Source organism: Paenirhodobacter sp. YD-8 (assembly GCF_056590935.1).
Genome location: NZ_CM152649.1, coordinates 3,276,438 through 3,298,215, shown reverse-complemented (window position 1 = coordinate 3,298,215; position 21,778 = coordinate 3,276,438). Strand labels below are relative to the sequence as shown.

Annotated in this window: 23 protein-coding genes; 14 read left to right on the top strand and 9 right to left on the bottom strand. The window is 66.5% G+C overall.

All coding sequences use genetic code 11. The annotated features are described in order from the left end of the window. Positions 1-648 (top strand): GntR family transcriptional regulator, encoded by a 648-nt coding sequence (locus AC0QTQ_RS15970; RefSeq protein ID WP_121533852.1) that lies wholly within the window; start codon positions 1-3, stop codon positions 646-648. Between the two features lie 70 nt (positions 649-718). Continuing rightward, on the top strand, positions 719-1,219 hold the full coding sequence (locus tag AC0QTQ_RS15965; RefSeq protein WP_480257375.1) for an acyl-CoA thioesterase: 501 nt from the start codon (positions 719-721) through the stop codon (positions 1,217-1,219). Between the two features lie 206 nt (positions 1,220-1,425). Here AC0QTQ_RS15965 and lpdA read toward each other — a convergent pair whose 3' ends face one another. The 7 genes from lpdA to sucC all read right to left on the bottom strand — a co-directional run bounded on the left by lpdA (position 1,426) and on the right by sucC (position 10,430). Then, positions 1,426-2,814: a dihydrolipoyl dehydrogenase gene (gene lpdA / locus AC0QTQ_RS15960; RefSeq protein WP_121533850.1), complete on the bottom strand. Its 1,389-nt coding sequence runs from the start codon at positions 2,812-2,814 to the stop codon at positions 1,426-1,428. A 120-nt stretch (positions 2,815-2,934) separates the two neighbouring features. Continuing rightward, the gene (gene odhB / locus AC0QTQ_RS15955) at positions 2,935-4,467 is read right to left on the bottom strand and encodes a 2-oxoglutarate dehydrogenase complex dihydrolipoyllysine-residue succinyltransferase (protein ID WP_480257374.1); all 1,533 of its coding nucleotides are present in this window, start codon (positions 4,465-4,467) and stop codon (positions 2,935-2,937) included. Positions 4,468-4,470: 3 nt separating this feature from the next. Continuing rightward, complete coding sequence (locus AC0QTQ_RS15950) at positions 4,471-7,440, bottom strand: 2-oxoglutarate dehydrogenase E1 component (protein ID WP_480257373.1); 2,970 nt, start codon at positions 7,438-7,440, stop codon at positions 4,471-4,473. Positions 7,441-7,493: 53 nt separating this feature from the next. After that, positions 7,494-7,862 (bottom strand): hypothetical protein, encoded by a 369-nt coding sequence (locus AC0QTQ_RS15945; RefSeq protein ID WP_480257372.1) that lies wholly within the window; start codon positions 7,860-7,862, stop codon positions 7,494-7,496. Between the two features lie 28 nt (positions 7,863-7,890). Further along, positions 7,891-8,217, bottom strand: coding sequence for a hypothetical protein (locus AC0QTQ_RS15940; RefSeq protein WP_480257371.1), 327 nt, complete (start codon positions 8,215-8,217; stop codon positions 7,891-7,893). A 127-nt stretch (positions 8,218-8,344) separates the two neighbouring features. After that, positions 8,345-9,232, bottom strand: a complete 888-nt coding sequence (gene sucD / locus AC0QTQ_RS15935; protein WP_121533845.1) for a succinate--CoA ligase subunit alpha — start codon at positions 9,230-9,232, stop codon at positions 8,345-8,347. A gap of 4 nt (positions 9,233-9,236) precedes the next feature. Next, positions 9,237-10,430, bottom strand: coding sequence for an ADP-forming succinate--CoA ligase subunit beta (sucC, locus tag AC0QTQ_RS15930; RefSeq protein WP_121533844.1), 1,194 nt, complete (start codon positions 10,428-10,430; stop codon positions 9,237-9,239). Positions 10,431-10,652: 222 nt separating this feature from the next. On the opposite strand from sucC, the gene AC0QTQ_RS15925 reads away from it, so the two are divergent. Further along, a complete protein-coding gene (locus AC0QTQ_RS15925) occupies positions 10,653-11,699 on the top strand; it encodes a glycosyltransferase family 2 protein (RefSeq protein WP_480257370.1) in 1,047 nt (348 codons plus the stop codon). 59 nt (positions 11,700-11,758) lie between these two features. Here AC0QTQ_RS15925 and mdh read toward each other — a convergent pair whose 3' ends face one another. Continuing rightward, the gene (gene mdh / locus AC0QTQ_RS15920; RefSeq protein WP_121533842.1) at positions 11,759-12,721 is read right to left on the bottom strand and encodes a malate dehydrogenase; all 963 of its coding nucleotides are present in this window, start codon (positions 12,719-12,721) and stop codon (positions 11,759-11,761) included. Between the two features lie 296 nt (positions 12,722-13,017). On the opposite strand from mdh, the gene AC0QTQ_RS15915 reads away from it, so the two are divergent. The 11 genes from AC0QTQ_RS15915 to AC0QTQ_RS15865 all read left to right on the top strand — a co-directional run bounded on the left by AC0QTQ_RS15915 (position 13,018) and on the right by AC0QTQ_RS15865 (position 21,164). Then, positions 13,018-13,893: an HpcH/HpaI aldolase/citrate lyase family protein gene (locus AC0QTQ_RS15915; RefSeq protein WP_480257369.1), complete on the top strand. Its 876-nt coding sequence runs from the start codon at positions 13,018-13,020 to the stop codon at positions 13,891-13,893. Positions 13,894-13,904: 11 nt separating this feature from the next. Beyond that, entirely contained in the window at positions 13,905-14,447 is a 543-nt protein-coding gene (locus AC0QTQ_RS15910) for an NnrU family protein (RefSeq protein ID WP_480257368.1), read from the top strand. Between the two features lie 4 nt (positions 14,448-14,451). After that, complete coding sequence (locus tag AC0QTQ_RS15905; protein ID WP_480257367.1) at positions 14,452-14,658, top strand: DUF1737 domain-containing protein; 207 nt, start codon at positions 14,452-14,454, stop codon at positions 14,656-14,658. Further along, the gene (locus AC0QTQ_RS15900; RefSeq protein ID WP_480257366.1) at positions 14,658-15,692 is read left to right on the top strand and encodes a MaoC family dehydratase; all 1,035 of its coding nucleotides are present in this window, start codon (positions 14,658-14,660) and stop codon (positions 15,690-15,692) included. The genes AC0QTQ_RS15905 and AC0QTQ_RS15900 overlap by 1 nt, the downstream gene beginning before the upstream one ends. Positions 15,693-16,111: 419 nt before the next feature. Continuing rightward, the gene (gene sdhC / locus AC0QTQ_RS15895; RefSeq protein ID WP_121533838.1) at positions 16,112-16,507 is read left to right on the top strand and encodes a succinate dehydrogenase, cytochrome b556 subunit; all 396 of its coding nucleotides are present in this window, start codon (positions 16,112-16,114) and stop codon (positions 16,505-16,507) included. A gap of 10 nt (positions 16,508-16,517) precedes the next feature. Then, positions 16,518-16,916: a succinate dehydrogenase, hydrophobic membrane anchor protein gene (gene sdhD / locus AC0QTQ_RS15890; RefSeq protein ID WP_480257365.1), complete on the top strand. Its 399-nt coding sequence runs from the start codon at positions 16,518-16,520 to the stop codon at positions 16,914-16,916. A gap of 16 nt (positions 16,917-16,932) precedes the next feature. After that, positions 16,933-18,741: a succinate dehydrogenase flavoprotein subunit gene (sdhA, locus tag AC0QTQ_RS15885; protein WP_480257364.1), complete on the top strand. Its 1,809-nt coding sequence runs from the start codon at positions 16,933-16,935 to the stop codon at positions 18,739-18,741. 32 nt (positions 18,742-18,773) lie between these two features. Beyond that, positions 18,774-19,046, top strand: a complete 273-nt coding sequence (locus AC0QTQ_RS15880) for a hypothetical protein (RefSeq protein ID WP_480257363.1) — start codon at positions 18,774-18,776, stop codon at positions 19,044-19,046. A gap of 3 nt (positions 19,047-19,049) precedes the next feature. After that, positions 19,050-19,832 (top strand): succinate dehydrogenase iron-sulfur subunit, encoded by a 783-nt coding sequence (locus tag AC0QTQ_RS15875; RefSeq protein WP_121533834.1) that lies wholly within the window; start codon positions 19,050-19,052, stop codon positions 19,830-19,832. 181 nt (positions 19,833-20,013) lie between these two features. Continuing rightward, positions 20,014-20,193: a hypothetical protein gene (locus AC0QTQ_RS15870; RefSeq protein WP_121533833.1), complete on the top strand. Its 180-nt coding sequence runs from the start codon at positions 20,014-20,016 to the stop codon at positions 20,191-20,193. A 98-nt stretch (positions 20,194-20,291) separates the two neighbouring features. After that, positions 20,292-21,164: an urea carboxylase-associated family protein gene (locus AC0QTQ_RS15865; protein ID WP_480257362.1), complete on the top strand. Its 873-nt coding sequence runs from the start codon at positions 20,292-20,294 to the stop codon at positions 21,162-21,164. A 160-nt stretch (positions 21,165-21,324) separates the two neighbouring features. On the opposite strand, the gene AC0QTQ_RS15860 is transcribed toward AC0QTQ_RS15865, so the two are convergent. Then, positions 21,325-21,696: an ArsR/SmtB family transcription factor gene (locus AC0QTQ_RS15860; RefSeq protein ID WP_480257361.1), complete on the bottom strand. Its 372-nt coding sequence runs from the start codon at positions 21,694-21,696 to the stop codon at positions 21,325-21,327. Between the last annotated feature and the right edge of the window lie 82 nt (positions 21,697-21,778).

The following is a 21,778-nucleotide window of genomic DNA, read 5'->3' as shown; positions in this document are numbered from 1 at the left end:
ATGACCACGATCACCACCCGCCCGATCGAGACCGCCGCGCATGACCGGATCTATCGCACGCTGCGGCTGCAGATCATGCATGGCGAACTGGCCCCCGGCCAGGCATTGACCCTGCGCGGGCTGGCCAAGCAATTCGACGTCTCGATGACCCCGGTGCGCGAAGCGCTGCGCCGGCTGATTGCCGAAGGCGCGCTGATGCTGTCCTCGTCGGGCCGGGTGACGACGCCCGAGCTCTCGAACGAGCGGATCGAGGAGCTTGCCGCGCTGCGCGCCCTGATCGAGCCGGAACTCGCCTCGCGCGCCCTGCCGCGGGCCCACCTTGCGCTGATCGACCGGCTTGGCGCGATCAACACCGCGAATGCCGAGGCGGTGGCCAAGCATGATGCCGTGGGCTACATCCGCACCAATCTCGAGTTTCACCGCACCCTTTACCTGCGCGCGCAGGCGCCGGCGATGCTGGCGGTGATCGAGACCGTCTGGCTGCAGCTCGGCCCGACCATGCGCGCGCTCTATGGCCGGATGCAGCGCAACGAGCCGCCGCGCCATCACCGGCTGATCCTCGCCGCGCTGCGGGCGGGCGACGAGCCGGGGCTGCGCCTTGCGGTGCGCACCGACGTGACCCAGGGGCTGCGCCACCTCGCGCAATGAGCCACAGGCAGGGCAGGGGGATTGACCTTTCCGCGCCTGGGGGCATGCTGGCCCGAAAACGGGGGCACGGATGAACCAGACTCTGACCGACGACGAGCGCAAGGTGCTCGAGATGACGGTGCTGATGACGCCGGACATGGCGAATTTCTCGGGCAAGGTGCACGGCGGGGCGTTGTTGAACTGGCTTGACCGCGTCGCCTTCTCGCTCGCCTCGCGCTATTCGGGGCGCTATGCGGTGACGCTCTCGGTCGATCAGGTGACCTTCAAGCAGCCGATCCATGTGGGCGAGCTGGTTCGGTTCTCGGCCGCCGTCAACCACACCGGGCGCAGCTCGATGGAGATTGGCATCCGGGTCGAGGCGGAGAACATCACCTCGGGCACGCGGCGCCACACCAACAGCTGTTACTTCACCATGGTCGCGGTCGATGACGATGGCCGGCCCGCCGAGGTGCCGGCGCTGGTGCCGCAGGGGGCGCTGGAAAAGCACCGCTGGCGCGCGGCCGAGGTGCGCAAGTCGCTGCGCCGCGAATTCGCCGAGCGGCTCGAGCGGGCGGCGCGCGAGGGCGAGTGAGCCGCGCAATCCTCCGGCGCGGGGGCGGACGATGCGACGGAAGCGGCGGTCGGGGCCGTAACGTCTCTGTTCGTGCGGCGTTCACGGAACCGAAGCCGCCGCCGCGCGGACCGGCGCCCCGGTCCGGTATCCCCCGTTGACCGGGGCGTTCGCATGAAGAAGGGCGGCCCGAGGGCCGCCCTTTTCCGTATCCGTGCCGGAAGGGCTCAGGCGTGGATCGCGCCGTCGCCACAGGCGAGCGCGGCCTCGCGCACCGCTTCCGAGAAGGTCGGGTGGGCGTGGCAGGTCAGCGCGACATCCTGCGCCGAGGCGCCGAATTCCATCGCGACGCAGATCTCGTGGATCAGCTCGCCCGCCGACGGCCCGATGATGTGGCAGCCGAGGATGCGGTCGGTGCCCGCATCGACGATCAGCTTCACGAAGCCTTCCGACTGGAACACCGCCTTGGCGCGGCCGTTGCCCATGAAGGAGAACTTGCCGACCTTGTAGGCGCGGCCTTCCTGCTTCAGCACCTCTTCGGTCTTGCCGACCGAGGCCACCTCGGGGGTGGTGTAGATCACGCCGGGGATCACGTCATAGTTCACGTGGCCATGCTTGCCGGCGATCACCTCGGCCACCGCCATGCCCTCGTCCTCGGCCTTGTGGGCGAGCATCGGGCCGACGATCGCGTCGCCGATCGCATAGATGCCCTTCACCGAGGTCGCCCAATGCGCGTCGGTCTTCACCTGACCGCGCGGCAGCATCTCGACGCCGATCGCCTCGAGGCCGAGACCCGCGGTGTAGGGCTTGCGGCCGGTCGCCACGAGCACCACCTCGGCCTCGATCGCGGCTTCGCTCTCGTCCTTGCGCAGCTTGTAGGTGACGGTGTTCTTGCCCTTGCCCTTCTCGACGCCCTGCACCGCGGCGCCGAGGACGAACTTCAGCCCCTGCTTGGTGAGGATCTTCTGGAAGTTCTTGGCAACCTCGCCGTCCATGCCGGGGGTGATCGCGTCGAGATATTCGACGACGGTCACTTCGGTGCCGAGGCGGGCATAGACCGAGCCCATCTCGAGCCCGATGACGCCGGCGCCGATGACGACCATCGACTTCGGGATCTTCGGCAGCGAGAGCGCGCCGGTCGAGGTGACGACGGTGTCCTCGTCGATCTCGATGCCCGGCAGCGAGGCCGGTTCCGAGCCGGTGGCGATCACGATCGCCTTGGCCGAGTGCACCTCGTCGCCGACCTTCACCTGACCCGCGGCCGGGATCGAGCCCCAGCCCTGCAGGTAGGTCACCTTGTTCTTCTTGAACAGGAACTCGATGCCCTTGGTGTTGCCGTCGATGACGTCCTGCTTGTAGGACTGCATCTTCGCCCAGTCGACCTTCACCTTGGCGCCGGTGAGGCCCATCTTCTCGAAGTTCTCGTGCACCTCGTGCAGGTGGTGCGTGGCGTTCAGCAGCGCCTTCGAGGGGATGCAGCCGACGTTCAGGCAGGTGCCGCCAAGGGCGCCACGGCCCTCGACACAGGCGGTCTTGAGGCCCAGCTGGGCACAGCGGATCGCGCAGACATAGCCACCCGGGCCGCCGCCGATCACGATCACATCAAATTCAGCCATGGTTTTGATCCTTTGGCAGTGTCGGGGGGCGCCGCCCCCCGTGCCCCCCGGAGTATTTCCGCCAAGAAAAAGGGGCCGGAATGGAAAAAGGGGCGGCGCGCGCGCCGCCCCGGTGTCGGATCACAGATCCAGCAGCAGGCGGCGCGGGTCTTCCAGCGCTTCCTTGACGCGGACGAGGAAGGTCACCGCGCCCTTGCCGTCGACGATGCGGTGATCGTAGCTCAGCGCCAGATACATCATCGGGCGGATCACGATCTGGCCGTTCACCACGACCGGGCGATCCTGGATCTTGTGCATGCCGAGGATGCCCGACTGCGGCGGGTTCAGGATCGGCGAGGACATCAGCGAGCCGTAGACGCCGCCGTTCGAGATGGTGAAGGTGCCGCCCTGCATTTCCGCCATGGTCAGCTTGCCGTCACGGGCGCGCTTGCCCTTCTCGGCGATCGCCTTCTCGATGTCGGCGAACGACATCTGGTCGGCGTCGCGGATCACCGGAACGACGAGGCCCGTGGGCGTGCCCGCAGCCACGCCCATGTGGACGTAGTGCTTGTAGACGACGTCGCCGCCGTCGATCTCGGCGTTGACTTCCGGCACTTCCTTCAGCGCGTGGCAGCAGGCCTTGGTGAAGAAGGACATGAAGCCCATGCGGACGCCGTGCTTCTTCTCGAACGCGTCCTTGTACTCGTTGCGCAGCGCCATGATGCCCGACATGTCGACCTCGTTGTAGGTCGTCAGCATCGCGGCGGTGTTCTGCGCATCCTTCAGGCGACGCGCGATGGTGGCGCGCAGGCGCGTCATCTTCACGCGTTCCTCGCGGGCGGCGTCGTCCGACGAGACCGGGGCGCGCGGGGCCGAGGCCGGGGCGGGCGCGATCGAGACGGCCGGAGCGGCGGCAGCCTTGGCGGCGGCCGCGGCGACGTCTTCCTTCATGATCCGGCCGTCACGGCCGGTGCCGGTGACCTGCGAGGGGGTGAGGCCGGCCTCGGCCATCGCCTTCTTCGCGGCGGGCGCGTCCTCGACATCCTTGCCGGCGGTCGCAGCGGCCGGGGCGGGGGCGGCGGCCGGAGCGGCGGCGGCAGGCGCGGCGACCGCACCGGCGGCGCCTTCGGCCACGACGGCAAGCTTCGCCGAGGCGGCGACGGTCGCGCCCTCGGGGGCGACGATCTCGGTCAGCACGCCGGCGACGGGCGAGGGAACCTCGACCGAGACCTTGTCGGTTTCAAGCTCGCACAGCATCTCGTCCTGCGCGACCGTGTCGCCCACTTTCTTGAACCAGGTGGAAACCGTGGCTTCCGACACGCTCTCGCCCAGGGCGGGCACCATCACGTCCGTCATCTTGACCTCTTTGGACTGTTGCGCGGCCGGCTGAGGGGCTGCCGCGCCTTCGGATTTGGGTTGCGGGGCGGGCGCCGCGGCGCCCGCTTCGTTGATCGTGGCGAGAAGGGCGTTCACGCCCACCGTCTCGCCCTCGGCAGCGACGATCTCGGCCAGCACACCCGCGGCGGGGGCCGGAACCTCGACGGTCACCTTGTCGGTCTCGAGCTCGCACAGCATCTCGTCGGCGGCGACCGTGTCACCCGGTTTCTTGAACCAGGTGGCGACGGTGGCTTCCGAGACGCTCTCGCCAAGCGTGGGGACGCGGACTTCGGTCATCGATCAGCCCTCCAGCGCGTCGTTGACGAGCGCGTCCTGCTCCGCCTTGTGGCTCTTGGCAAGACCGGTCGCCGGCGAGGCCGAGGCGTTGCGGCCGGCATAGCGCGGACGCGAGTGCTTGGCGTCGATCTTCGACAGCACCCACTCGATGTTCGGCTCGACGAAGGTCCAGGCGCCCTGGTTCTTCGGCTCTTCCTGGCACCAGATCACCTCGGCGTCCTTGAAGCGGCTGAGCTCGGTCACCATCGAATGCGCCGGGAACGGGTAGAACTGTTCGAGACGCAGGATGTAGACATCCTCGAGGCCGCGCTTGTCGCGCTCGGCCAGCAGGTCGTAGTAGACCTTGCCCGAGCAGATCACGACGCGCTTGATCTCGCTGTCCGGCTTCACCCGGAACTCCGAGTTGCCGTGCTTCTGCTGCACGTCGGCATCGTCCCACATCACGCGGCGGAAGAAGGAGCCGGTGGTGAATTCCTCGGCCTTCGAGGTGCACAGCGGATGGCGCAGAAGCGACTTCGGCGTCATCAGGATCAGCGGCTTGCGGAAGTTGCGGTGGATCTGCCGGCGCAGGATGTGGAAGTAGTTCGCCGGGGTCGAGCAGTTCGCCACGATCCAGTTGTCTTCCGCCGAGAGCTGCAGGAAGCGTTCGAGACGGGCCGAGCTGTGCTCGGGGCCCTGGCCCTCGAAGCCGTGCGGCAGCAGGCAGACGAGACCCGACATGCGCAGCCACTTGCGTTCGCCCGAGTTGATGAACTGGTCGAACATGATCTGCGCGCCGTTGGCGAAATCGCCGAACTGGGCTTCCCACAGCGTCAGCGCGTTCGGTTCGGCCAGCGAATAGCCGTACTCGAAGCCGAGCACCGCATATTCCGACAGCATCGAGTCGATCACCTCGTAGCGCGCCTGACCCGGCTTGATGTGGTTCAGCGGGTAGTAGCGTTCCTCGGTGGTCTGGTCGATGAAGGCCGAATGGCGCTGCGAGAAGGTGCCGCGGGTGCAGTCCTGCCCCGACAGACGCACCGCAAAGCCCTCGGTGAGCAGCGAGCCGAAGGCCAGCGCCTCGGCCGTCGCCCAGTCGAAGCCGGCGCCGGTCTCGAACATCTTCTTCTTCGACTCGAGCAGACGCCCCACGGTCTTGTGGATGTCGAAGCTGTCCGGGTGCGAGGTCAGCGCCTTGCCGAGCTCGGCCAGCTGCTCGGGCGAGATAGGGGTGACGCCCGCGTCATAATCCGAGCTCTGCCGGTCGAGATGCTTCCAGCGGCCGTCGAGCCAGTCGGCCTTGTTCGGCTTGAATGCCTTGCCGATCTCGAATTCCTCGTTCAGCTTGGCCTGGAAGGCGGCCTTCATGTCCTCGATCTCGCCTTCCGGGATCAGCCCGTCGGCAACGAGACGCTCGGTGTAGAGCTGCAGCGTGGTCTTGTGGCCCTTGATGTTCTTGTACATCGCCGGGTTGGTGAACATCGGCTCGTCGCCTTCGTTGTGACCGAAGCGGCGATAGCAGAAGATGTCGATGACCACGTCCTTGTGGAACTTCTGGCGGAACTCGGTCGCCACCTTGGCGGCGTGCACCACCGCTTCCGGATCGTCGCCGTTGACGTGGAAGATCGGGGCTTCCACCATCAGCGCGATGTCGGTCGGGTAGGGCGAGGAGCGCGAGAAATGCGGCGCCGTGGTGAAGCCGATCTGGTTGTTCACCACGATGTGGATGGTGCCGCCGGTGCGGTGGCCGCGGATGCCGGAAAGCTGGAAGCATTCCGCCACCACGCCCTGGCCGGCGAAGGCCGCGTCGCCATGCAGCAGCACCGCCATCACCTGGGTGCGGTCGGCGTCGTTCAGCTGGTCCTGCTTCGCGCGCACCTTGCCAAGCGCGACCGGGTTCACCGCCTCGAGGTGCGAGGGGTTGGCGGTCAGCGACAGGTGGACGGTGTGCTCGTCGAAGGTGCGGTCGGCCGAGGCGCCGAGGTGATACTTCACGTCGCCCGAACCGTCGACGTCGTCGGGCTTGTAGGAGCCGCCCTGGAATTCGTGGAAGATCGCCCGGTAGGGCTTCATCATCACGTTGGCCAGCACCGACAGACGGCCGCGGTGCGGCATGCCGAAGACGACCTCTTTCAGGCCGAGGTTGCCGCCGCGCTTGATGATCTGTTCCATCGCCGGGATCAGCGCTTCACCGCCGTCGAGGCCGAAGCGCTTGGTGCCCATGTACTTGACGTGCAGGAACTTCTCGAAGCCCTCGGCCTCGACCAGCTTGTTCAGGATGGCGCGGCGGCCTTCCCGGGTGAACTGGATCTCCTTGCCGTAGCCCTCGATCCGCTCCTTCAGCCAGCCGGCTTCCTCGGGGTTCGAGATGTGCATGTACTGCAGCGCGAAGGTGCCGCAATAGGTGCGCTTGAGCACGTCGATGATCTGCCGCATCGACGCGACCTGCAGGCCGAGCACGTTGTCGATGAAGATCGGCCGGTCCATGTCGGCGTCGGTGAAGCCGTAGGACTTCGGGTCGAGCTCGGGGTGCGCGGTCTCGTCGCGCATGTGCAGCGGGTCGAGATCGGCGATCAGGTGGCCGCGGATACGATAGGCGCGGATGATCATGATCGCGCGCACCGAGTCGAGCACGGCGCGCTTCACCGCGTCTTCGGAGACCTGCACGCCGGCCTCGGCGGCCTTCGCCTTGATCTTGTCGCCGGCGGCCTTGGCTTCCTTCGCCGGCACCATCGGCCATTCGCCGGTCAGCGCGCCGGTCAGGTCGTCATTCGGGCTCGGCGGCCAGTCGGAGCGCGCCCAGGACGGGCCCTGCGCCGATTTCTTCACGTCGAGCTCGTTGTCGCCGAGCGAGGCGAAGAAGGCGGCCCAGGCGGTATCGACCGAGCTCGGGTCGGCGGCGAAACGGGCATAGAGCTGTTCGACGTAATCCGCGTTCGCGCCTTGCAGGAAGCTCGAGGCTTCGAACTGTTCGTTGGGGGATTGGTCATTCATGACGGTTGTCCTTGGAAACGGCTGAGGGGCCGGTGAGGGGCGGGGGTGGCGGATCAGCCTGCGCAGTCCACCACGAAAACTTTGATGCCGGGTTCGCGGTCGCCCGGCTCGGTGACGAAGGACGATTTCAGGCCCTTGCCGTAATGGGCACAGAGCTTCGCCGGCGCGGCTTTCACCGCGGTTTTGTCGGCGGCGAAGAAATCGAAATAGATATAGGCGCGCTTGGTATCGCCCGAGATCGCCGAGACGGCATCGCCATTGATGCCGGTCATCTGCTCGAAGGTGCCGTGCGAGCGCTCGTCCTTCGGCACCGGCGGTGCCAGCGCGGCCGTCTCGGTGCCGCTGCCGGGGGCTGCAGTCATGCAGCCCGCGAGCATCAGCGCCGCCAGCGCGGCCGAGACAGCCGGAAGTCCACGTTTCATTGTCTTCACTCTCCTGCGGAACGCTGCGTCACTTGTAGGGGGAGGCAGCGCCCGGTTGACCGGCTGCCTGGGCACAGGCAAGCTCGTACTCACCGCCTGCATTCGCGGCCCCGCAGGTCGCGGCGGTGCCGGCGACGATGGAGCCGTTGGAACGGGCGGAATTGGCCACCGCGTAACCGGTCGAGCCGGTCGGCGTGGTTCCCTGCGGGACCTTGGACGTGCCGATGATCGGATAGGTGGTGATCGGGCCGGATGCCGAAAGCGGGATCGGGTCCTTGCCGGGGCCGCCGCTGCAGGCTGCCAGCATCATGAGGGCAATGGCCGAGGCCAGGGCACCAGACGTCACTTTTCTCATCTCAACCTCCGAATTCAGGCCGCGTCCGACCTTTGGGGACACTCAGAAGGGCGAAACGGGCCTGCCGGGCCCGCTCGGCACTGCGGAGTGGGAATGGAGGCCGCGGTCTCCCGCGGCCTCCCGGAACTCATTCGCCCTTGATCGCCTTCATCACGGCTTCGCCGAGATGGGCGGGGCTTTCGGCCACCACGATACCGGCCGAGCGCATCGCTTCGATCTTCGAACCGGCATCGCCCTTGCCGCCCGAGACGATGGCGCCCGCGTGGCCCATGCGGCGGCCGGGAGGAGCGGTGCGGCCCGCGATGAAACCGGCGGTCGGCTTCCAGCGGCCCTTCTTCTTCTGCTCCTTCAGGAATTCCGCGGCTTCCTCTTCGGCCGAGCCACCGATTTCGCCGATCATGATGATCGAGGTGGTTTCCGGATCGTCGAGGAACATGTCGAGCACGTCGATGTGCTCGGTGCCCTTGATCGGGTCGCCGCCGATGCCCACGGCCGAGGACTGGCCCAGACCGATGTCGGTGGTCTGCTTCACGGCTTCATAGGTCAGGGTGCCCGAACGCGACACGACGCCGACCGAACCGCGCTTGAAGATCGAGCCGGGCATGATGCCGATCTTGCATTCGTCGGGGGTCATGACGCCCGGGCAGTTCGGCCCGATCAGGCGCGACTTGCTGTCGATCAGCGCGCGCTTCACCTTCATCATGTCGAGCACCGGGATGCCCTCGGTGATGCAGACGATCAGCTCGATCTCGGCGTCGATCGCCTCGAGGATCGAGTCGGCGGCGAAGGGCGGCGGCACGTAGATCGCGGTCGCGTTGGCGCCGGTCTTGGCCACGGCCTCGTGGACCGAGTTGAACACCGGCAGGCCGAGGTGCTCGGAGCCGCCCTTGCCGGGGGTCACGCCGCCGACCATCTTGGTGCCGTAGGCGATCGCCTGCTCGGTGTGGAAGGTGCCCTGCGAGCCGGTGATGCCCTGGCAGATGACTTTGGTTTCTTTGTTGACGAGGACTGCCATGTTCTTAGCCCTTCACAGCTTTCACGATTTTCTGGGCGCCGTCGGCGAGGTTGTCCGCCGCGATCACGTTCAGGCCGGATTTCGAGATGATCTCCTTGCCCAGTTCGACGTTGGTGCCTTCGAGACGCACCACCAGCGGAACCTTGAGGCCGACTTCCTTCACCGCGGCGATGACGCCCTCGGCGATGATGTCGCAGCGCATGATGCCGCCGAAGATGTTGACCAGGATGCCCTTCACGTTCGGGTCCGAGGTGATGATCTTGAACGCCTCGGTGACCTTTTCCTTGGTCGCGCCGCCGCCCACGTCGAGGAAGTTCGCCGGCTCCGCGCCGTAGAGCTTGATGATGTCCATCGTCGCCATGGCCAGGCCCGCGCCGTTCACCATGCAGCCGATCTCGCCGTCGAGCGCGATGTAGTTCAGGTCATATTTCGAGGCTTCGAGTTCCTTCGGGTCCTCTTCGGTCTCGTCGCGCAGCGCCATGATGTCGGAGTGACGGTAGAGCGCGTTGTTGTCGAAGCCGAGCTTGGCGTCGAGCAGCTTGAGATTGCCGTCGGTCATCACGATCAGCGGGTTGATTTCGAGCATCTCCATGTCCTTCTCGATGAAGGCACGGTAGAGGTTCTTGACCAGCGCGACGCACTGCTTGACCTGCGCGCCTTCGAGCCCGAGGGCGAAGGCCACGCGGCGGCCGTGGAAGTCGCTCAGCCCCGTCGCCGGGTCGACCGAGAAGGACATGATCTTCTCGGGGGTGTGGGCGGCCACTTCCTCGATGTCCATGCCGCCTTCGGTCGAGACGACGAAGGAGACGCGCGAGGTCTGGCGGTCAACCAGCAGCGCGAGGTAGAGTTCGCGCGAGATGTCCGAACCGTCCTCGATGTAGATCCGGTTCACCTGCTTGCCGGCCGGGCCGGTCTGGTGCGTGACCAGGGTGCGGCCGAGCATCTGCTTGGCGAGTTCGGCAGCCTCCTCCACCGACTTCGCGAGGCGGACGCCGCCCTTTTCGCCGGCTTCCGGCTCCTTGAACTTGCCCTTGCCGCGGCCGCCGGCATGGATCTGGGCCTTGACCACCCAGAGCGGGCCGTCGAGCTCGGAGGCGGCGGTCTTGGCTTCGTCGGCCTTCAGGACCGGACGGCCCTCGGAGACCGGGCAGCCGTAGCTCTTGAGGAGCTGCTTCGCCTGATATTCATGAATGTTCATGGCAGAGTTCCCATGCTGGTGCGATTTGCATGGTGGTTTGGCACATTCGGGGCGTGTAACAAACCGATAAATGCGTGACGACTGCCCGGATCGGCAGAAAAGCGCGCTTTGTGATCACACCCCTCAAATGCGTGATCACAAATGCTGCGGAGCAGCATGAGGCTTGTCCGGGGCGAAGGAATCGGAAAAGCTTCGGGCGGCAGAACAGGGAGCGGGCGGGGCATGGACAGATGGGGCGTGGTGGCACTGGCGGACGAGCCAGCGGCCCTGATTGCGGCCTTCGTGGCGCATCATCTCGATCTTGGCGCCGACGAGGTGCACATCTGCCTCGACCGCCCGAACCCCGAGGCGCGCGACCTGCTGGCGGGGGTGCCGGGCGCGGTGCTGCATGACGCGGGCGAGGACGGCTGGGCCTTCTCGAACGGGTTTCGCCCGGTCAAGCATCTTGGCCGGCAGAAGTATCACGCCAGCCGGATGCTGGCCGAGACAAAGCTTGACTGGCTGGTGCATTGCGACGCCGACGAATTCGTCCTGCCCACGACGGGCGAAAGCGTCGCCGAGGTGCTGAGTGCCGTCCGTCCGGGCGCGAGCTGGGTGAAGATCGGCGTGGCCGAGCGCACCCACCTCGACGATCTGCCGGCGGCCGACATCTTCACCGGCGTCTATCGCCTGCCTTGGTGGGGGTTCGAGGCGCGCGGCGGGACGATCTATGACGACGCGGCGCTGGCGCTCTTGAACAAGGGGCTGTGCGGGCACAACCTCGGCAAATGTGCGGTGCGCTCGGGGCGGGAGCTGTTCGTCGGCGTGCACCGGCCGATGCGCGAGTGGAACGGCGGCGGGCGCGATGTGCCCTATGACGGCACGGCCAAGCTCGCGCTGCTGCATTACGACGGGCTGACCGAGCTGCATTACGCGCTGAAGATGATGCGCCGCGCGCTGAACGCGATGGCGAAGAACCCGCCCTCGCACGCGCCGCAGCGGCAGTTGCAGTTCGAGGCGATGGCGGGAGCGGCGCACAACGCGCGCGCTCTGCATGCGCAATGGCTGGCGGCGAAGGTGATCTCTGCCGGGCAGGCCCGGGCGCTCGAGCGCGAGGGGGTGCTCGCCCGCTTCGATCCGCAGATCGCGGCGCGGACGGCGCGGGTGGTCGGCGCGGTCGACCTGAGCCCCGCGGGCTTCGACCGGGCGCTGCTGGCGCATGAGGCGGTGCTGTTCGCGCGGGCGGCGCAAAGCTTCGGCTTCGACCCCACGCCTCTCGTCGCCGCCTGAGCGCAACGAAAAAGGCGCGGCCGAAGCCGCGCCTTTCCCGAGAGACAATCCTTGCCGGATCAGGCGAGGGTCGGGTCGATGCCCTTGCAGGCCGCGACGAGGCCCTTCACGGCGTCGACCGACTTGTCGAACATCACCTGCTCGTCCTTGTTCAGCTTGATGTCGACGACCTTCTCGATGCCGCCGGCACCGATGATCGTCGGCACGCCGACATACATGCCGTCGAGGCCGAAGGCGCCCTTGACGTAGGCGGCGCAGGGCAGCAGGCGCTTCTGGTCCTTGAGATAGGCTTCCGCCATCTCGATCGCCGAGGTGGCCGGCGCGTAGAAGGCCGAGCCGGTCTTCAGCAGGCCGACGATCTCGGCGCCGCCGTCACGGGTGCGCTGGATGATCGCGTCGAGCTTTTCCTGGGTGGTCCAGCCCATCTCGATCAGGTCCGGCAGCGGGATGCCGGCAACGGTCGAGTAGCGGGCGAGCGGCACCATGGTGTCGCCGTGGCCGCCCAGAACGAAGGCGGTGACGTCCTTCATCGAGACGTTGAACTCGACCGAGAGGAAGTGACGGAAGCGCGCCGAGTCGAGCACGCCGGCCATGCCGACGACCTTCTCCGCCGGCAGGCCCGAGAACTGCTGCAGCGCCCAGACCATCGCGTCGAGCGGGTTGGTGATGCAGATCACGAACGCGTTCGGAGCGTATTTGCCGATGCCTTCGCCGACCGACTTCATCACCTTGAGGTTGATGCCGAGCAGGTCGTCACGCGACATGCCGGGCTTGCGCGGCACGCCGGCGGTCACGATGCAGACGTCGGCGCCGGCGATGTCGGCGTAGTCGTTGGTGCCCTTCAGCGTGGCGTCGAAGCCTTCGGAGGGGCCGGATTCGGCGATGTCGAGCGCCTTGCCCTGGGGCGTGCCTTCGGCGATGTCGAACAGGACGACGTCACCGAGTTCTTTGATCGCGGCGAGATGGGCGAGCGTGCCGCCGATCTGGCCGGCGCCGATGAGGGCGATCTTGGGTCGGGCCATGGGATTCCTCCAAAGGTCAGGATGGATGATTTGAAACTGACGCGGCAGGGTTAGCCCTTCGCGTCCCGTCTGGCAAGGGCCCGGCGCGGCCCGAACCGGTTCGGCATGCCGTTGTATGCAGAAAATTTCCCGCTGTCCGGGGCGCGGACGGGCGCGCTGCGCGCGGTCACCGGCAGGGCAGGGGGCGAGTCGCCCGATGCGCGCTCGCCGAATGGTTCTGCGTTGCGGCAATTCTTCTCTTGCTGAAAGTGTCGGATGTGTGGTCTTTGGCGAAAGATTGTTGCGAGGAGAGAATCATGACCGCTCACGGCACGTCCCGTCCCTATCGCTCGGTGCTCTATATCCCCGGCTCGAAGGAGCGCGCGCTCGAAAAGGCCACGCGCCTCGCCTGCGACGCGATCATCTTCGACCTCGAGGATGCGGTCGCCGTCGACGAGAAGGTGAACGCCCGCGCGATCCTGGCGAAGGCGCTGAAAGAGGCGGATTACGGTGCGCGGGCGCGCATCGTGCGGGTCAACGGGCTCGATACCGAGTGGGGCCGTGACGACCTGCGCGCCTTTGCCGCCGCGATCCGCGAGGGCGCGAAGGTGGACGCGATCCTGATCCCGAAGGTGTCGCGCAAGTCCGACCTCGACGCGGTGGCCGACCTGATCCCGGGCGTGCCGCTCTGGGCGATGATGGAGACCGCGCTCGGCATGCTGAACGCGGCCGAGATCGCCTCACACCCCCGTCTCGAGGGCATGGTGATGGGCACCAACGACCTCGCGAAGGAGCTGCAGAGCCGCTTCCGCGCCGACCGTCTGCCGATGATGGCCGGGCTCGGCACCTGCCTGCTGGCCGCCAAGGCCTTCGGCAAGATCATCGTCGACGGCGTCTACAACGCCTTCAAGGACGAGGAGGGGCTGAAAGTCGAATGCGACCAGGGTCGCGACATGGGCTTTGACGGCAAGACCCTGATCCACCCCGCCCAGCTCGAGATCGCGAATGCGGCCTTCGCCCCCTCGGCGGCCGAGATCGACCTGGCGCAGCGCCAGATCGCCGCTTTCGACGAGGCCGAGAAAGCCGGGCTCGGTGTCGCGGTCGTGGATGGAAAGATCGTCGAAAACCTGCATATCGTGACGGCGCGGCAGATCCTCGCCAAGGCGGAGGCGATTGCCGCTCTGGGCAACTGAAAGGCACTCTCATGGCGCTTCTGATCCTCGGTCTCCTGCTGTGGAGTTTTGCGCATCTGGCGAAACGGATCTTCCCGGGGTTCTCCCGCGCCCTCGGCGCGGCGGAGCGGCCGGCGGTGACCGCGGCGATCGTCGTCGGCGTGGTGCTGATGGTGATCGGCTACCGCTCGTGGTTCGGCACCACCTACTGGGTGCGCACCCCGGCGCTGGCGGGCATCAACAACCTGCTGATGCTGGTCGCGGTCTATCTTTTCGCCGCGGCCGGGATGAAGACCTGGGTCGCACGGCACTACCGGAACCCGATGCTGACCGGGATGCTGGTCTGGTCGGTCGCGCATCTGCTGGTGAATGGCGACACGCCGAGCTTCGTGCTCTTTGGCGGGCTCGGGCTCTGGGCGCTGGTCGAGATCGTGCTGACCAACCGCACGAAATGGGTGCCGCCCGCCGCCACCGGCGGGGCGCGCAAGGAAGCGATGGCGGTGCTTGGCACGGTCATCGTCTATGGGGCGATCGCCGGGCTGCATTACGCGGCCGGCTATCCGACATTCGGGTGATGCGATGAAACTCTATCGTCTGCTGACCGAGGACGACACCTCGGCCTTCTGCCACAAGGTCTCGCTGGCGCTGTCGAAAGGCTGGGAGCTGCACGGCTCGCCCGCCTATGCCTTCGACGCCGCGAAGGGCGTGATGCGCTGTGCGCAGGCCGTCACCAAGGACGTGCCGGGCAAGGACTATCACCCCGACATCAAGCTGGGAGAGCAATGATGGCGAAGACCAATCCGGGCCGTTTCTTCGAGGATTACAAGGTGGGGCAGGTGATCCGCCACGCCGTGCCGCGCACCGTGGCCGAGGGCGAGCGCGCGCTTTATCACGCGCTCTATCCGGCGCGCCACGCGCTTTATTCCTCGGACGAGTTCGCCGCCGCCTCCGGCCTCGACGGCAGCCCGCTTGACGACCTGATCGCCTTCCACGTCGTCTTCGGCAAGACCGTGCCCGACGTGTCGCTGAACGCCGTCGCGAACCTCGGCTATGCCGAGGGGCGCTGGCTGAAGCCGGTCTGGCCGGGCGACACGCTGCGCTCGGAAAGCGAGGTGATCGGCGTCAAGGAGAACTCGAACGGCAAGTCCGGCGTCGTCTATGTCCGCACCCGCGGGCTGAACCAGATGGACGAGGTCGTGCTCGAATATGTCCGCTGGGTGATGGTGCGAAAGGGCGACCTGTCGGCGCCGGCGCCGGAAACCGTGCTGCCCGCGCTGCAAAAGGCGGTGCCGGCCGAGGATCTGGTGGTGCCCGAGGGGCTCGATTTCAGCGACTATGACTTCGGTCTGGCCGGCGAGCCGCACCGCTGGGGCGATTACGAGATCGGCGAGAAGATCGACCACGTCGACGGCGTGACGATCGAAGAGGCCGAGCACATGATCGCCACGCGGCTGTGGCAGAACACCGCCAAGGTGCATTTCGACGCCACCTTCCGCGAGGACGGCAAGCGGCTGATCTATGGCGGCCATGTGATCTCGATGGCGCGGGCGCTGTCGTTCAACGGCCTTGCCAATGCGCAGATGATCGTGGCGCTGAACGGCGGCGCGCATGCGAACCCCTGCTTTGCCGGCGACACCGTCAAGGCCTGGTCCGAGGTGCTCGACAAGGCCGAGACCGACGCCCCGGGCGTCGGCGCGATCCGGCTGCGGCTGGTCGCGGTCAAGCAGGGCGCGGCCGAGTTCGCGCTGAAGGGCGAAGACGGCAAATACGCGCCCGAGGTGCTGCTCGATCTCGACTACTGGGCGCTGATGCCGATGTGATCCCGCGCCGGAAAGAGCCCGGGTGCCTGAACTGGGCCCCGGACTTTTCCTTGGCCAGGATACTCGAATTCTGCCCGCGACGCGGGCGCGACGGCGGGGCTTCGGCGCCGCCGTTTCCGTTGGCGGGCGCGCCACCCGAGGTCTTGCCCTGTCGGGCCTGCGGCCGTCCACGGTGGGTCTCACCCGTTCCCGTCGCGGTGAGTCGTGTGAGCGCAATCACGTGATCACGCGCCGAAAATTTGTGATCACGAAGCACTTTTTTTGCGCGTTTACCGGCCCGAAAGCGCCAATTCGCGATTCAGGGCTCGTGACTTGGGCGAAATATGCGCTATTCAGGGGGCGCAAATCCGGCCAGCCCCGCCCGCGCCAGCCGCCCTCGACCGGCGCGCCAACGGGGCCCAGCGACAGAGGGACCCAAAATGGCTGAAACGAAACGGGTTGAACGGCCCCTTTCCCCCTTCATGATCGGCCCGTATTACCGCCCGCAGATGACCTCGATGTCGTCGATCCTCACCCGGATCACCGGCAACGCCCTCATCGCAAGCGCGCTTCTCGCGGTCTGGTGGCTGCTCGCGGCGACCACGAGCCCCGGCTATTTCGACTTCGTGAACGCGATCGTCACCTCCTGGTTCGGCGATCTGGTGTTCACGCTCTCGGCCTGGGCGGTGTGGTATCACTATCTCGCCGGCCTGCGTCACCTCTACTTCGACGCCGGCAAGGGCCTCGAGATCGAGACCGCCGAGAAGCTCGGCTGGGGCATCATCATCGGGTCGGTGGTTCTCACCATCATCACCGTCATCATCGTCATGGTCTGAGGAGGCATTCATGCGTTACCTGACCGATCGCAAACGCGCCGTGGGCAAGGGGGCCGCCCATACCGGCACCGAGCACCACTGGTACATGACGGTTTCCGCCGTCGCGCTGGCCTTCCTCGTGCCTGTCTTCCTGATCGTCTTCGGCCGTGCCCTCGGCCAGAGCCAGGAAGGCGTGATCGCGACCTTCTCGCGCCCCTTCCCGGCGATCGTGACCGCGCTGCTCGTGGTCGTGGGCATGCGCCACTTCGCCAAGGGCGCGCAGATGATGCTCGAGGATTACACCGCGGGCACGACGCGCAAGGTTCTGGTCATCGCCGCCTATTCGGTGGCCTATCTGGTGATCGCCGTGGCGCTCTACGCGCTGGCGAAGATGACCTTCCTCGGCATCGTGCTCGGCGCGATGAACTGAATACGGGACGACACAAATGGCAGCTTATCCTTACGAGACGCATCACTATGACGTCGTGGTGGTCGGTGCCGGCGGCGCGGGCCTGCGCGCGACGCTGGGCATGGCCGAACAGGGCCTGCGCACCGCTTGCGTGACCAAGGTCTTCCCGACCCGTTCGCACACCGTGGCGGCGCAGGGCGGCATCGCCGCCTCGCTTTCGAACATGGGCCCGGACAACTGGCAGTGGCACCTCTACGACACCGTGAAGGGCTCCGACTGGCTCGGCGACACCGACGCGCAGGAATACATGGTGCGCGCCGCCCCGGCCGCGGTCTATGAACTTGAACACTACGGCGTGCCGTTCTCGCGCACCGAAGAGGGCAAGATCTATCAGCGCCCGTTCGGCGGCCACACCACCGAATTCGGTGAAGGCCCGCCGGTGCAGCGCACCTGCGCCGCGGCCGACCGCACCGGTCACGCGATCCTGCACACGCTCTACGGCCAGTCGCTGAAGAACAACGCGGAATTCTACATCGAGTATTTCGCGCTCGACCTGCTGATGAGCGAAGACGGCAAGACCTGCGAAGGCGTGCTGTGCTGGAAGCTCGACGACGGCACCTTCCACGTCTTCGCGGCCAAGATGGTTGTGCTGGCGACGGGCGGCTATGGCCGTGCCTATTTCTCGGCGACCTCGGCCCACACCTGCACCGGCGACGGTGGCGGCATGGTGGCGCGCGCAGGCCTCGCGCTGCAGGACATGGAATTCGTGCAGTTCCACCCGACCGGCATCTATGGCTCGGGCTGCCTGATCACCGAAGGCGCGCGCGGCGAGGGCGGGTATCTGACCAACTCCGAGGGCGAGCGTTTCATGGAGCGCTATGCGCCCCATTACAAGGATCTGGCCTCGCGTGACGTCGTCTCGCGCTGCATGACGATCGAGATCCGCGAAGGCCGCGGCGTGGGCGAGCACAAGGATCACATCTTCCTGAACCTCTCGCACCTGCCGCCGGAAGCGCTGGCCGAACGTCTGCCGGGGATCTCGGAATCGGCGAAGATCTTCGCCGGCGTCGATGTGACCAAGGAGCCGATCCCGGTGCTGCCGACCGTGCACTACAACATGGGCGGCATCCCGACGAACTACTGGGGCGAGGTGATCAACCCGACCGCCGAAGACCAGGACGCCGTCGTTCCGGGCCTGATGGCCGTGGGCGAGGCGGGCTGTGCCTCGGTGCACGGGGCGAACCGTCTCGGTTCGAACTCGCTCATCGACCTCGTGGTCTTTGGCCGCGCCGCCGCGATCCGCGCCGGCCAGGTCATCGACCGGGCGAAGGCGATCCCGACGCCGGCGAAATCGGCGATCGACAAGGCCTTCGACCGTTTCGACGGGCTGCGCAATGCCAAGGGCTCGGTGCCCACGGCCGCGCTGCGTCTCGAGATGCAGAAGACCATGCAGTCGGACGCCGCGGTGTTCCGCACCGACAAGTCGCTGGCCGAAGGCGTGGTCAAGATGACCGCCGTCGCCGAGAAGATGAACGACCTGCACGTCACCGACCGGTCGCTGATCTGGAACTCGGACCTGATGGAAACGCTCGAGCTGACGAACCTGATGCCGAACGCTCTGGCGACGATCGTCGGCGCCGAGGCGCGCAAGGAAAGCCGCGGCGCGCATGCGCACGAGGATTATCCGAACCGCGACGACGTGAACTGGCGCAAGCACTCGATCATGCGCGTGAACGGCTCGACGGTGGACCTGAGCTTCCGCGCGGTCCACGTCGATCCGCTGACGCCGCAGGACGAGGGCGGGATCGACCTCAAGAAGATCGCGCCGAAAGCGCGCGTCTACTGATGGGGCGTGCCTCGGCATATGGGACGCTTGCGGTGGCGGGGCTCTGCCTTGCCGCCTGCGCCCCGGTGCCGGTGGATGTTGCCGAGCGGCAGTGCCTCGCGCAGGTGCAGTCCGAAAGGCCGATCTCCGGCGAGATCGGGATGGGGGCCACCTCGGGTGGCTTCCGCACCCGGACCAAGGTTGATGTGAACATCGGCCTTGGCGGCAACTACGACCCCTCCGCACGCTTCGACCGCTGCGTCTATCAGAAATCCGGCCGCATGCCGACGCGGCCGCTTTACGCCCGAACCGACTGGAAGGGATAAGAAATGGTTCAGTTCACGCTTCCCAAGAACTCGAAAATCCGCGTCGGCAAGACCTGGCCGAAGCCGGAAGGCGCCAAGAATGTGCGCAAGTTCCAGATCTATCGCTGGGATCCGGACACCGGGGAAAACCCGCGTGTCGACAGCTACTTCCTGGACATGGACAAATGCGGTCCGATGGTCCTCGACGCGCTGATCAAGATCAAGAACGAGATCGACCCGACGCTGACCTTCCGCCGCTCCTGCCGCGAAGGCATCTGCGGCTCCTGCGCGATGAACATCGACGGGATCAACACGCTCGCCTGCATCTACGGTCTCGACGAGATCAAGGGTGACACCGTCAAGATCAACCCGCTGCCGCACATGCCGGTGGTGAAGGACCTGATCCCGGACCTGACGCATTTCTATGCGCAGCACGCCTCGATCATGCCCTTCCTGCAGACCAAGACGAACGAGCCCGAGAAGGAATGGCGCCAGTCGATCGAGGACCGCCGCAAGCTCGACGGTCTCTACGAATGCGTCATGTGCGCCAGCTGCTCGACCTCCTGCCCGAGCTACTGGTGGAACTCGGACCGCTACCTCGGCCCGGCGGCGCTGCTCCATGCCTATCGCTGGATCATCGACAGCCGCGACGAGGCGACCGCCGAACGTCTCGATGCGCTCGAAGACCCGTTCAAGCTCTACCGCTGCCATACCATCATGAACTGCACCAAGACCTGCCCGAAGGGTCTGAACCCGGCGAAGGCGATCGCCGAGATCAAGAAGATGATGGTCAACCGCCAGGTCTGAGCCTGACACCACAAGATCTGGGCCCCGGAGCGATCCGGGGCCCTTGCCTTTGAGGGTGCGACAAATTTGCTGCGCTGCAGCATTTGCATGGCACCCTTGCGCCCGCGCCCCTTCCCAGACGCGCCCCGATCCCCTACATGGACCGGCAGGGAGGAACTCAATCCGACCACAGGAGAGTTCCATGTCGAAAGTCGTCAAATTCGTGAAGGCGTCCGAACGCGAACAGGCCGAAGAGGCGCTGCGGGTTCTGGAACAGGCCTATGCCTATTACATCCCCGAAGACGAGGTCTCGGCCACCGCGGCGATCGCCGCTGTCGAAACCCCGATCGAGCAGATGTTCGGGTATTACTCGGCCGCCTGAGCGCACCGACCGACGTCGAAACGAAGCCCCGGGCGTTGCGCCGGGGCTTTTGTTTTGCCGCGGCCATGGCAGGATGGCGCACCAGCCAAGGAGCCGCGATGAAACTCTCCCGTCCCGAACATGCCGTCCCCGCCGATGCCGCCGCGCTGAAGGCGATCCCCCCGGTGATCTGCTACCCCGTCGAAACCCTGCCGCGCCCGGACGTGGCGGGCTATCGCGCCGTGCGCCCCGGCTGGGATCTGCTCGAGGAGGTGATCGTGCCGCCGCGCGAGGCGCGCTTCTTCGAGGTTCAGGCCGGGCACTTCTTCCGCATCGTCTCGATCGAGGGGCCGCAGGTCGGTGATCTGAACCTGTGGAACCTCGAGGATCTGACCGAACGCTTCTATTCCGGCAAGACCCGGGCCCTGCACGGCACCCACCTGTCGACCGGCGATCAGCTCTGGTCCTCGCTGCCCTATCTGCGGCCGATGGCGACGATCACCGAGGATACGCTCGACTGGTACGGGTTCGACGAGCATGGCGGTTCGGTGCATGACGTGATCGGCACCCGTTGCGACCCCTACACGCATTACCTGCTGTCGGGAGGTGAGAATTACCACCATTGCTGCCATTCGAACCTGACCCGCGCGCTCGCCGAGGAAACGGGGCTGATGAAGCACGCCTGCGAATTCCATGTGCATGACGTGCTGAACGTCTTCATGTGCACCGGGTTCACCCGGGACACCGGGCTGTATTTCATGAAGGCCTCGCCGGTGCGCCCGGGCGATTTTCTCGAATTCTTCGCCGAGATCGACCTCGGCGGCGCGCTGTCGGCCTGCCCGGGCGGCGACTGTTCGTCCGAGCACAGCTCGGACACGGCGGCCTGTCACCCGCTGAAGATCGAGATCTACCGGCCGCAGCAGGCGCCCGCCGGCTGGGAGCCGTCCGCGCCGAACGGCTATGACCGCAGCCATGGCACAGCGCTCGACTGAGCGCGGGGCAGGGGGGCTGTCTGCCCCCCTCCCGGCCTGCGGCCGGTTCACCCCCCGAGGATATTTGGGGCAATTGGAAGAGGGGGAAGAGGGGGGGAAGGGCTTTGGGCGCCGCGGCCCTCCCTTCCAATTGCCTCAAATATCCCGGGGGTGAGGCCCGTCAGGGCCGAGGGGGCAGCGCCCCCTCCGCGCCCTCCACGTCGCGCAATTCCGTCTCGAGGAAGCGCTCGAAGGCGTCGAGGTCGATCGGCTCGAGCTGACCGAAGCTCTGGATCCAGGTGATCGCGCCGGCCATCGCCGCGGGTTCGAGCTTGCACCATTTCACCCGCCCGCGCTTTTCCTGGGAGATCAGACCGGCCTCGGCGAGGATCGCAAGGTGTTTCGAGATCGCGGCGAGCGACATCTCGAAGGGCTCGGCGACATCGGTGACCGCCATGTCATCCTCGAGCAGCATGGTCAGGATCGCGCGGCGCGTGGGGTCGGCCAGCGCGGCGAAGACGGCGTCGAGGGGGGCGGTGGCCGGGGTGCTCATGGGCCAGTGATGCGGCGGGGGGGCAAAAACGTCAACCGGAAGGTTGAATATGCGATTTCCGCACTGCGGCGGGCGGGGCCGG

What these genes read in the sequence shown, in the direction of transcription:
- AC0QTQ_RS15970 (WP_121533852.1), top strand. Translation starts at nt 1, where the DNA reads ATGACCACGATCACCACCCGCCCGATCGAGACCGCCGCGCATGACCGG.
- AC0QTQ_RS15965 (WP_480257375.1), top strand. Translation starts at nt 719, where the DNA reads ATGAACCAGACTCTGACCGACGACGAGCGCAAGGTGCTCGAGATGACG.
- lpdA (WP_121533850.1), bottom strand. Translation starts at nt 2,814, where the DNA reads ATGGCTGAATTTGATGTGATCGTGATCGGCGGCGGCCCGGGTGGCTAT.
- odhB (WP_480257374.1), bottom strand. Translation starts at nt 4,467, where the DNA reads ATGACCGAAGTCCGCGTCCCCACGCTTGGCGAGAGCGTCTCGGAAGCC.
- AC0QTQ_RS15950 (WP_480257373.1), bottom strand. Translation starts at nt 7,440, where the DNA reads ATGAATGACCAATCCCCCAACGAACAGTTCGAAGCCTCGAGCTTCCTG.
- AC0QTQ_RS15945 (WP_480257372.1), bottom strand. Translation starts at nt 7,862, where the DNA reads ATGAAACGTGGACTTCCGGCTGTCTCGGCCGCGCTGGCGGCGCTGATG.
- AC0QTQ_RS15940 (WP_480257371.1), bottom strand. Translation starts at nt 8,217, where the DNA reads ATGAGAAAAGTGACGTCTGGTGCCCTGGCCTCGGCCATTGCCCTCATG.
- sucD (WP_121533845.1), bottom strand. Translation starts at nt 9,232, where the DNA reads ATGGCAGTCCTCGTCAACAAAGAAACCAAAGTCATCTGCCAGGGCATC.
- sucC (WP_121533844.1), bottom strand. Translation starts at nt 10,430, where the DNA reads ATGAACATTCATGAATATCAGGCGAAGCAGCTCCTCAAGAGCTACGGC.
- AC0QTQ_RS15925 (WP_480257370.1), top strand. Translation starts at nt 10,653, where the DNA reads ATGGACAGATGGGGCGTGGTGGCACTGGCGGACGAGCCAGCGGCCCTG.
- mdh (WP_121533842.1), bottom strand. Translation starts at nt 12,721, where the DNA reads ATGGCCCGACCCAAGATCGCCCTCATCGGCGCCGGCCAGATCGGCGGC.
- AC0QTQ_RS15915 (WP_480257369.1), top strand. Translation starts at nt 13,018, where the DNA reads ATGACCGCTCACGGCACGTCCCGTCCCTATCGCTCGGTGCTCTATATC.
- AC0QTQ_RS15910 (WP_480257368.1), top strand. Translation starts at nt 13,905, where the DNA reads ATGGCGCTTCTGATCCTCGGTCTCCTGCTGTGGAGTTTTGCGCATCTG.
- AC0QTQ_RS15905 (WP_480257367.1), top strand. Translation starts at nt 14,452, where the DNA reads ATGAAACTCTATCGTCTGCTGACCGAGGACGACACCTCGGCCTTCTGC.
- AC0QTQ_RS15900 (WP_480257366.1), top strand. Translation starts at nt 14,658, where the DNA reads ATGGCGAAGACCAATCCGGGCCGTTTCTTCGAGGATTACAAGGTGGGG.
- sdhC (WP_121533838.1), top strand. Translation starts at nt 16,112, where the DNA reads ATGGCTGAAACGAAACGGGTTGAACGGCCCCTTTCCCCCTTCATGATC.
- sdhD (WP_480257365.1), top strand. Translation starts at nt 16,518, where the DNA reads ATGCGTTACCTGACCGATCGCAAACGCGCCGTGGGCAAGGGGGCCGCC.
- sdhA (WP_480257364.1), top strand. Translation starts at nt 16,933, where the DNA reads ATGGCAGCTTATCCTTACGAGACGCATCACTATGACGTCGTGGTGGTC.
- AC0QTQ_RS15875 (WP_121533834.1), top strand. Translation starts at nt 19,050, where the DNA reads ATGGTTCAGTTCACGCTTCCCAAGAACTCGAAAATCCGCGTCGGCAAG.
- AC0QTQ_RS15870 (WP_121533833.1), top strand. Translation starts at nt 20,014, where the DNA reads ATGTCGAAAGTCGTCAAATTCGTGAAGGCGTCCGAACGCGAACAGGCC.
- AC0QTQ_RS15865 (WP_480257362.1), top strand. Translation starts at nt 20,292, where the DNA reads ATGAAACTCTCCCGTCCCGAACATGCCGTCCCCGCCGATGCCGCCGCG.
- AC0QTQ_RS15860 (WP_480257361.1), bottom strand. Translation starts at nt 21,696, where the DNA reads ATGAGCACCCCGGCCACCGCCCCCCTCGACGCCGTCTTCGCCGCGCTG.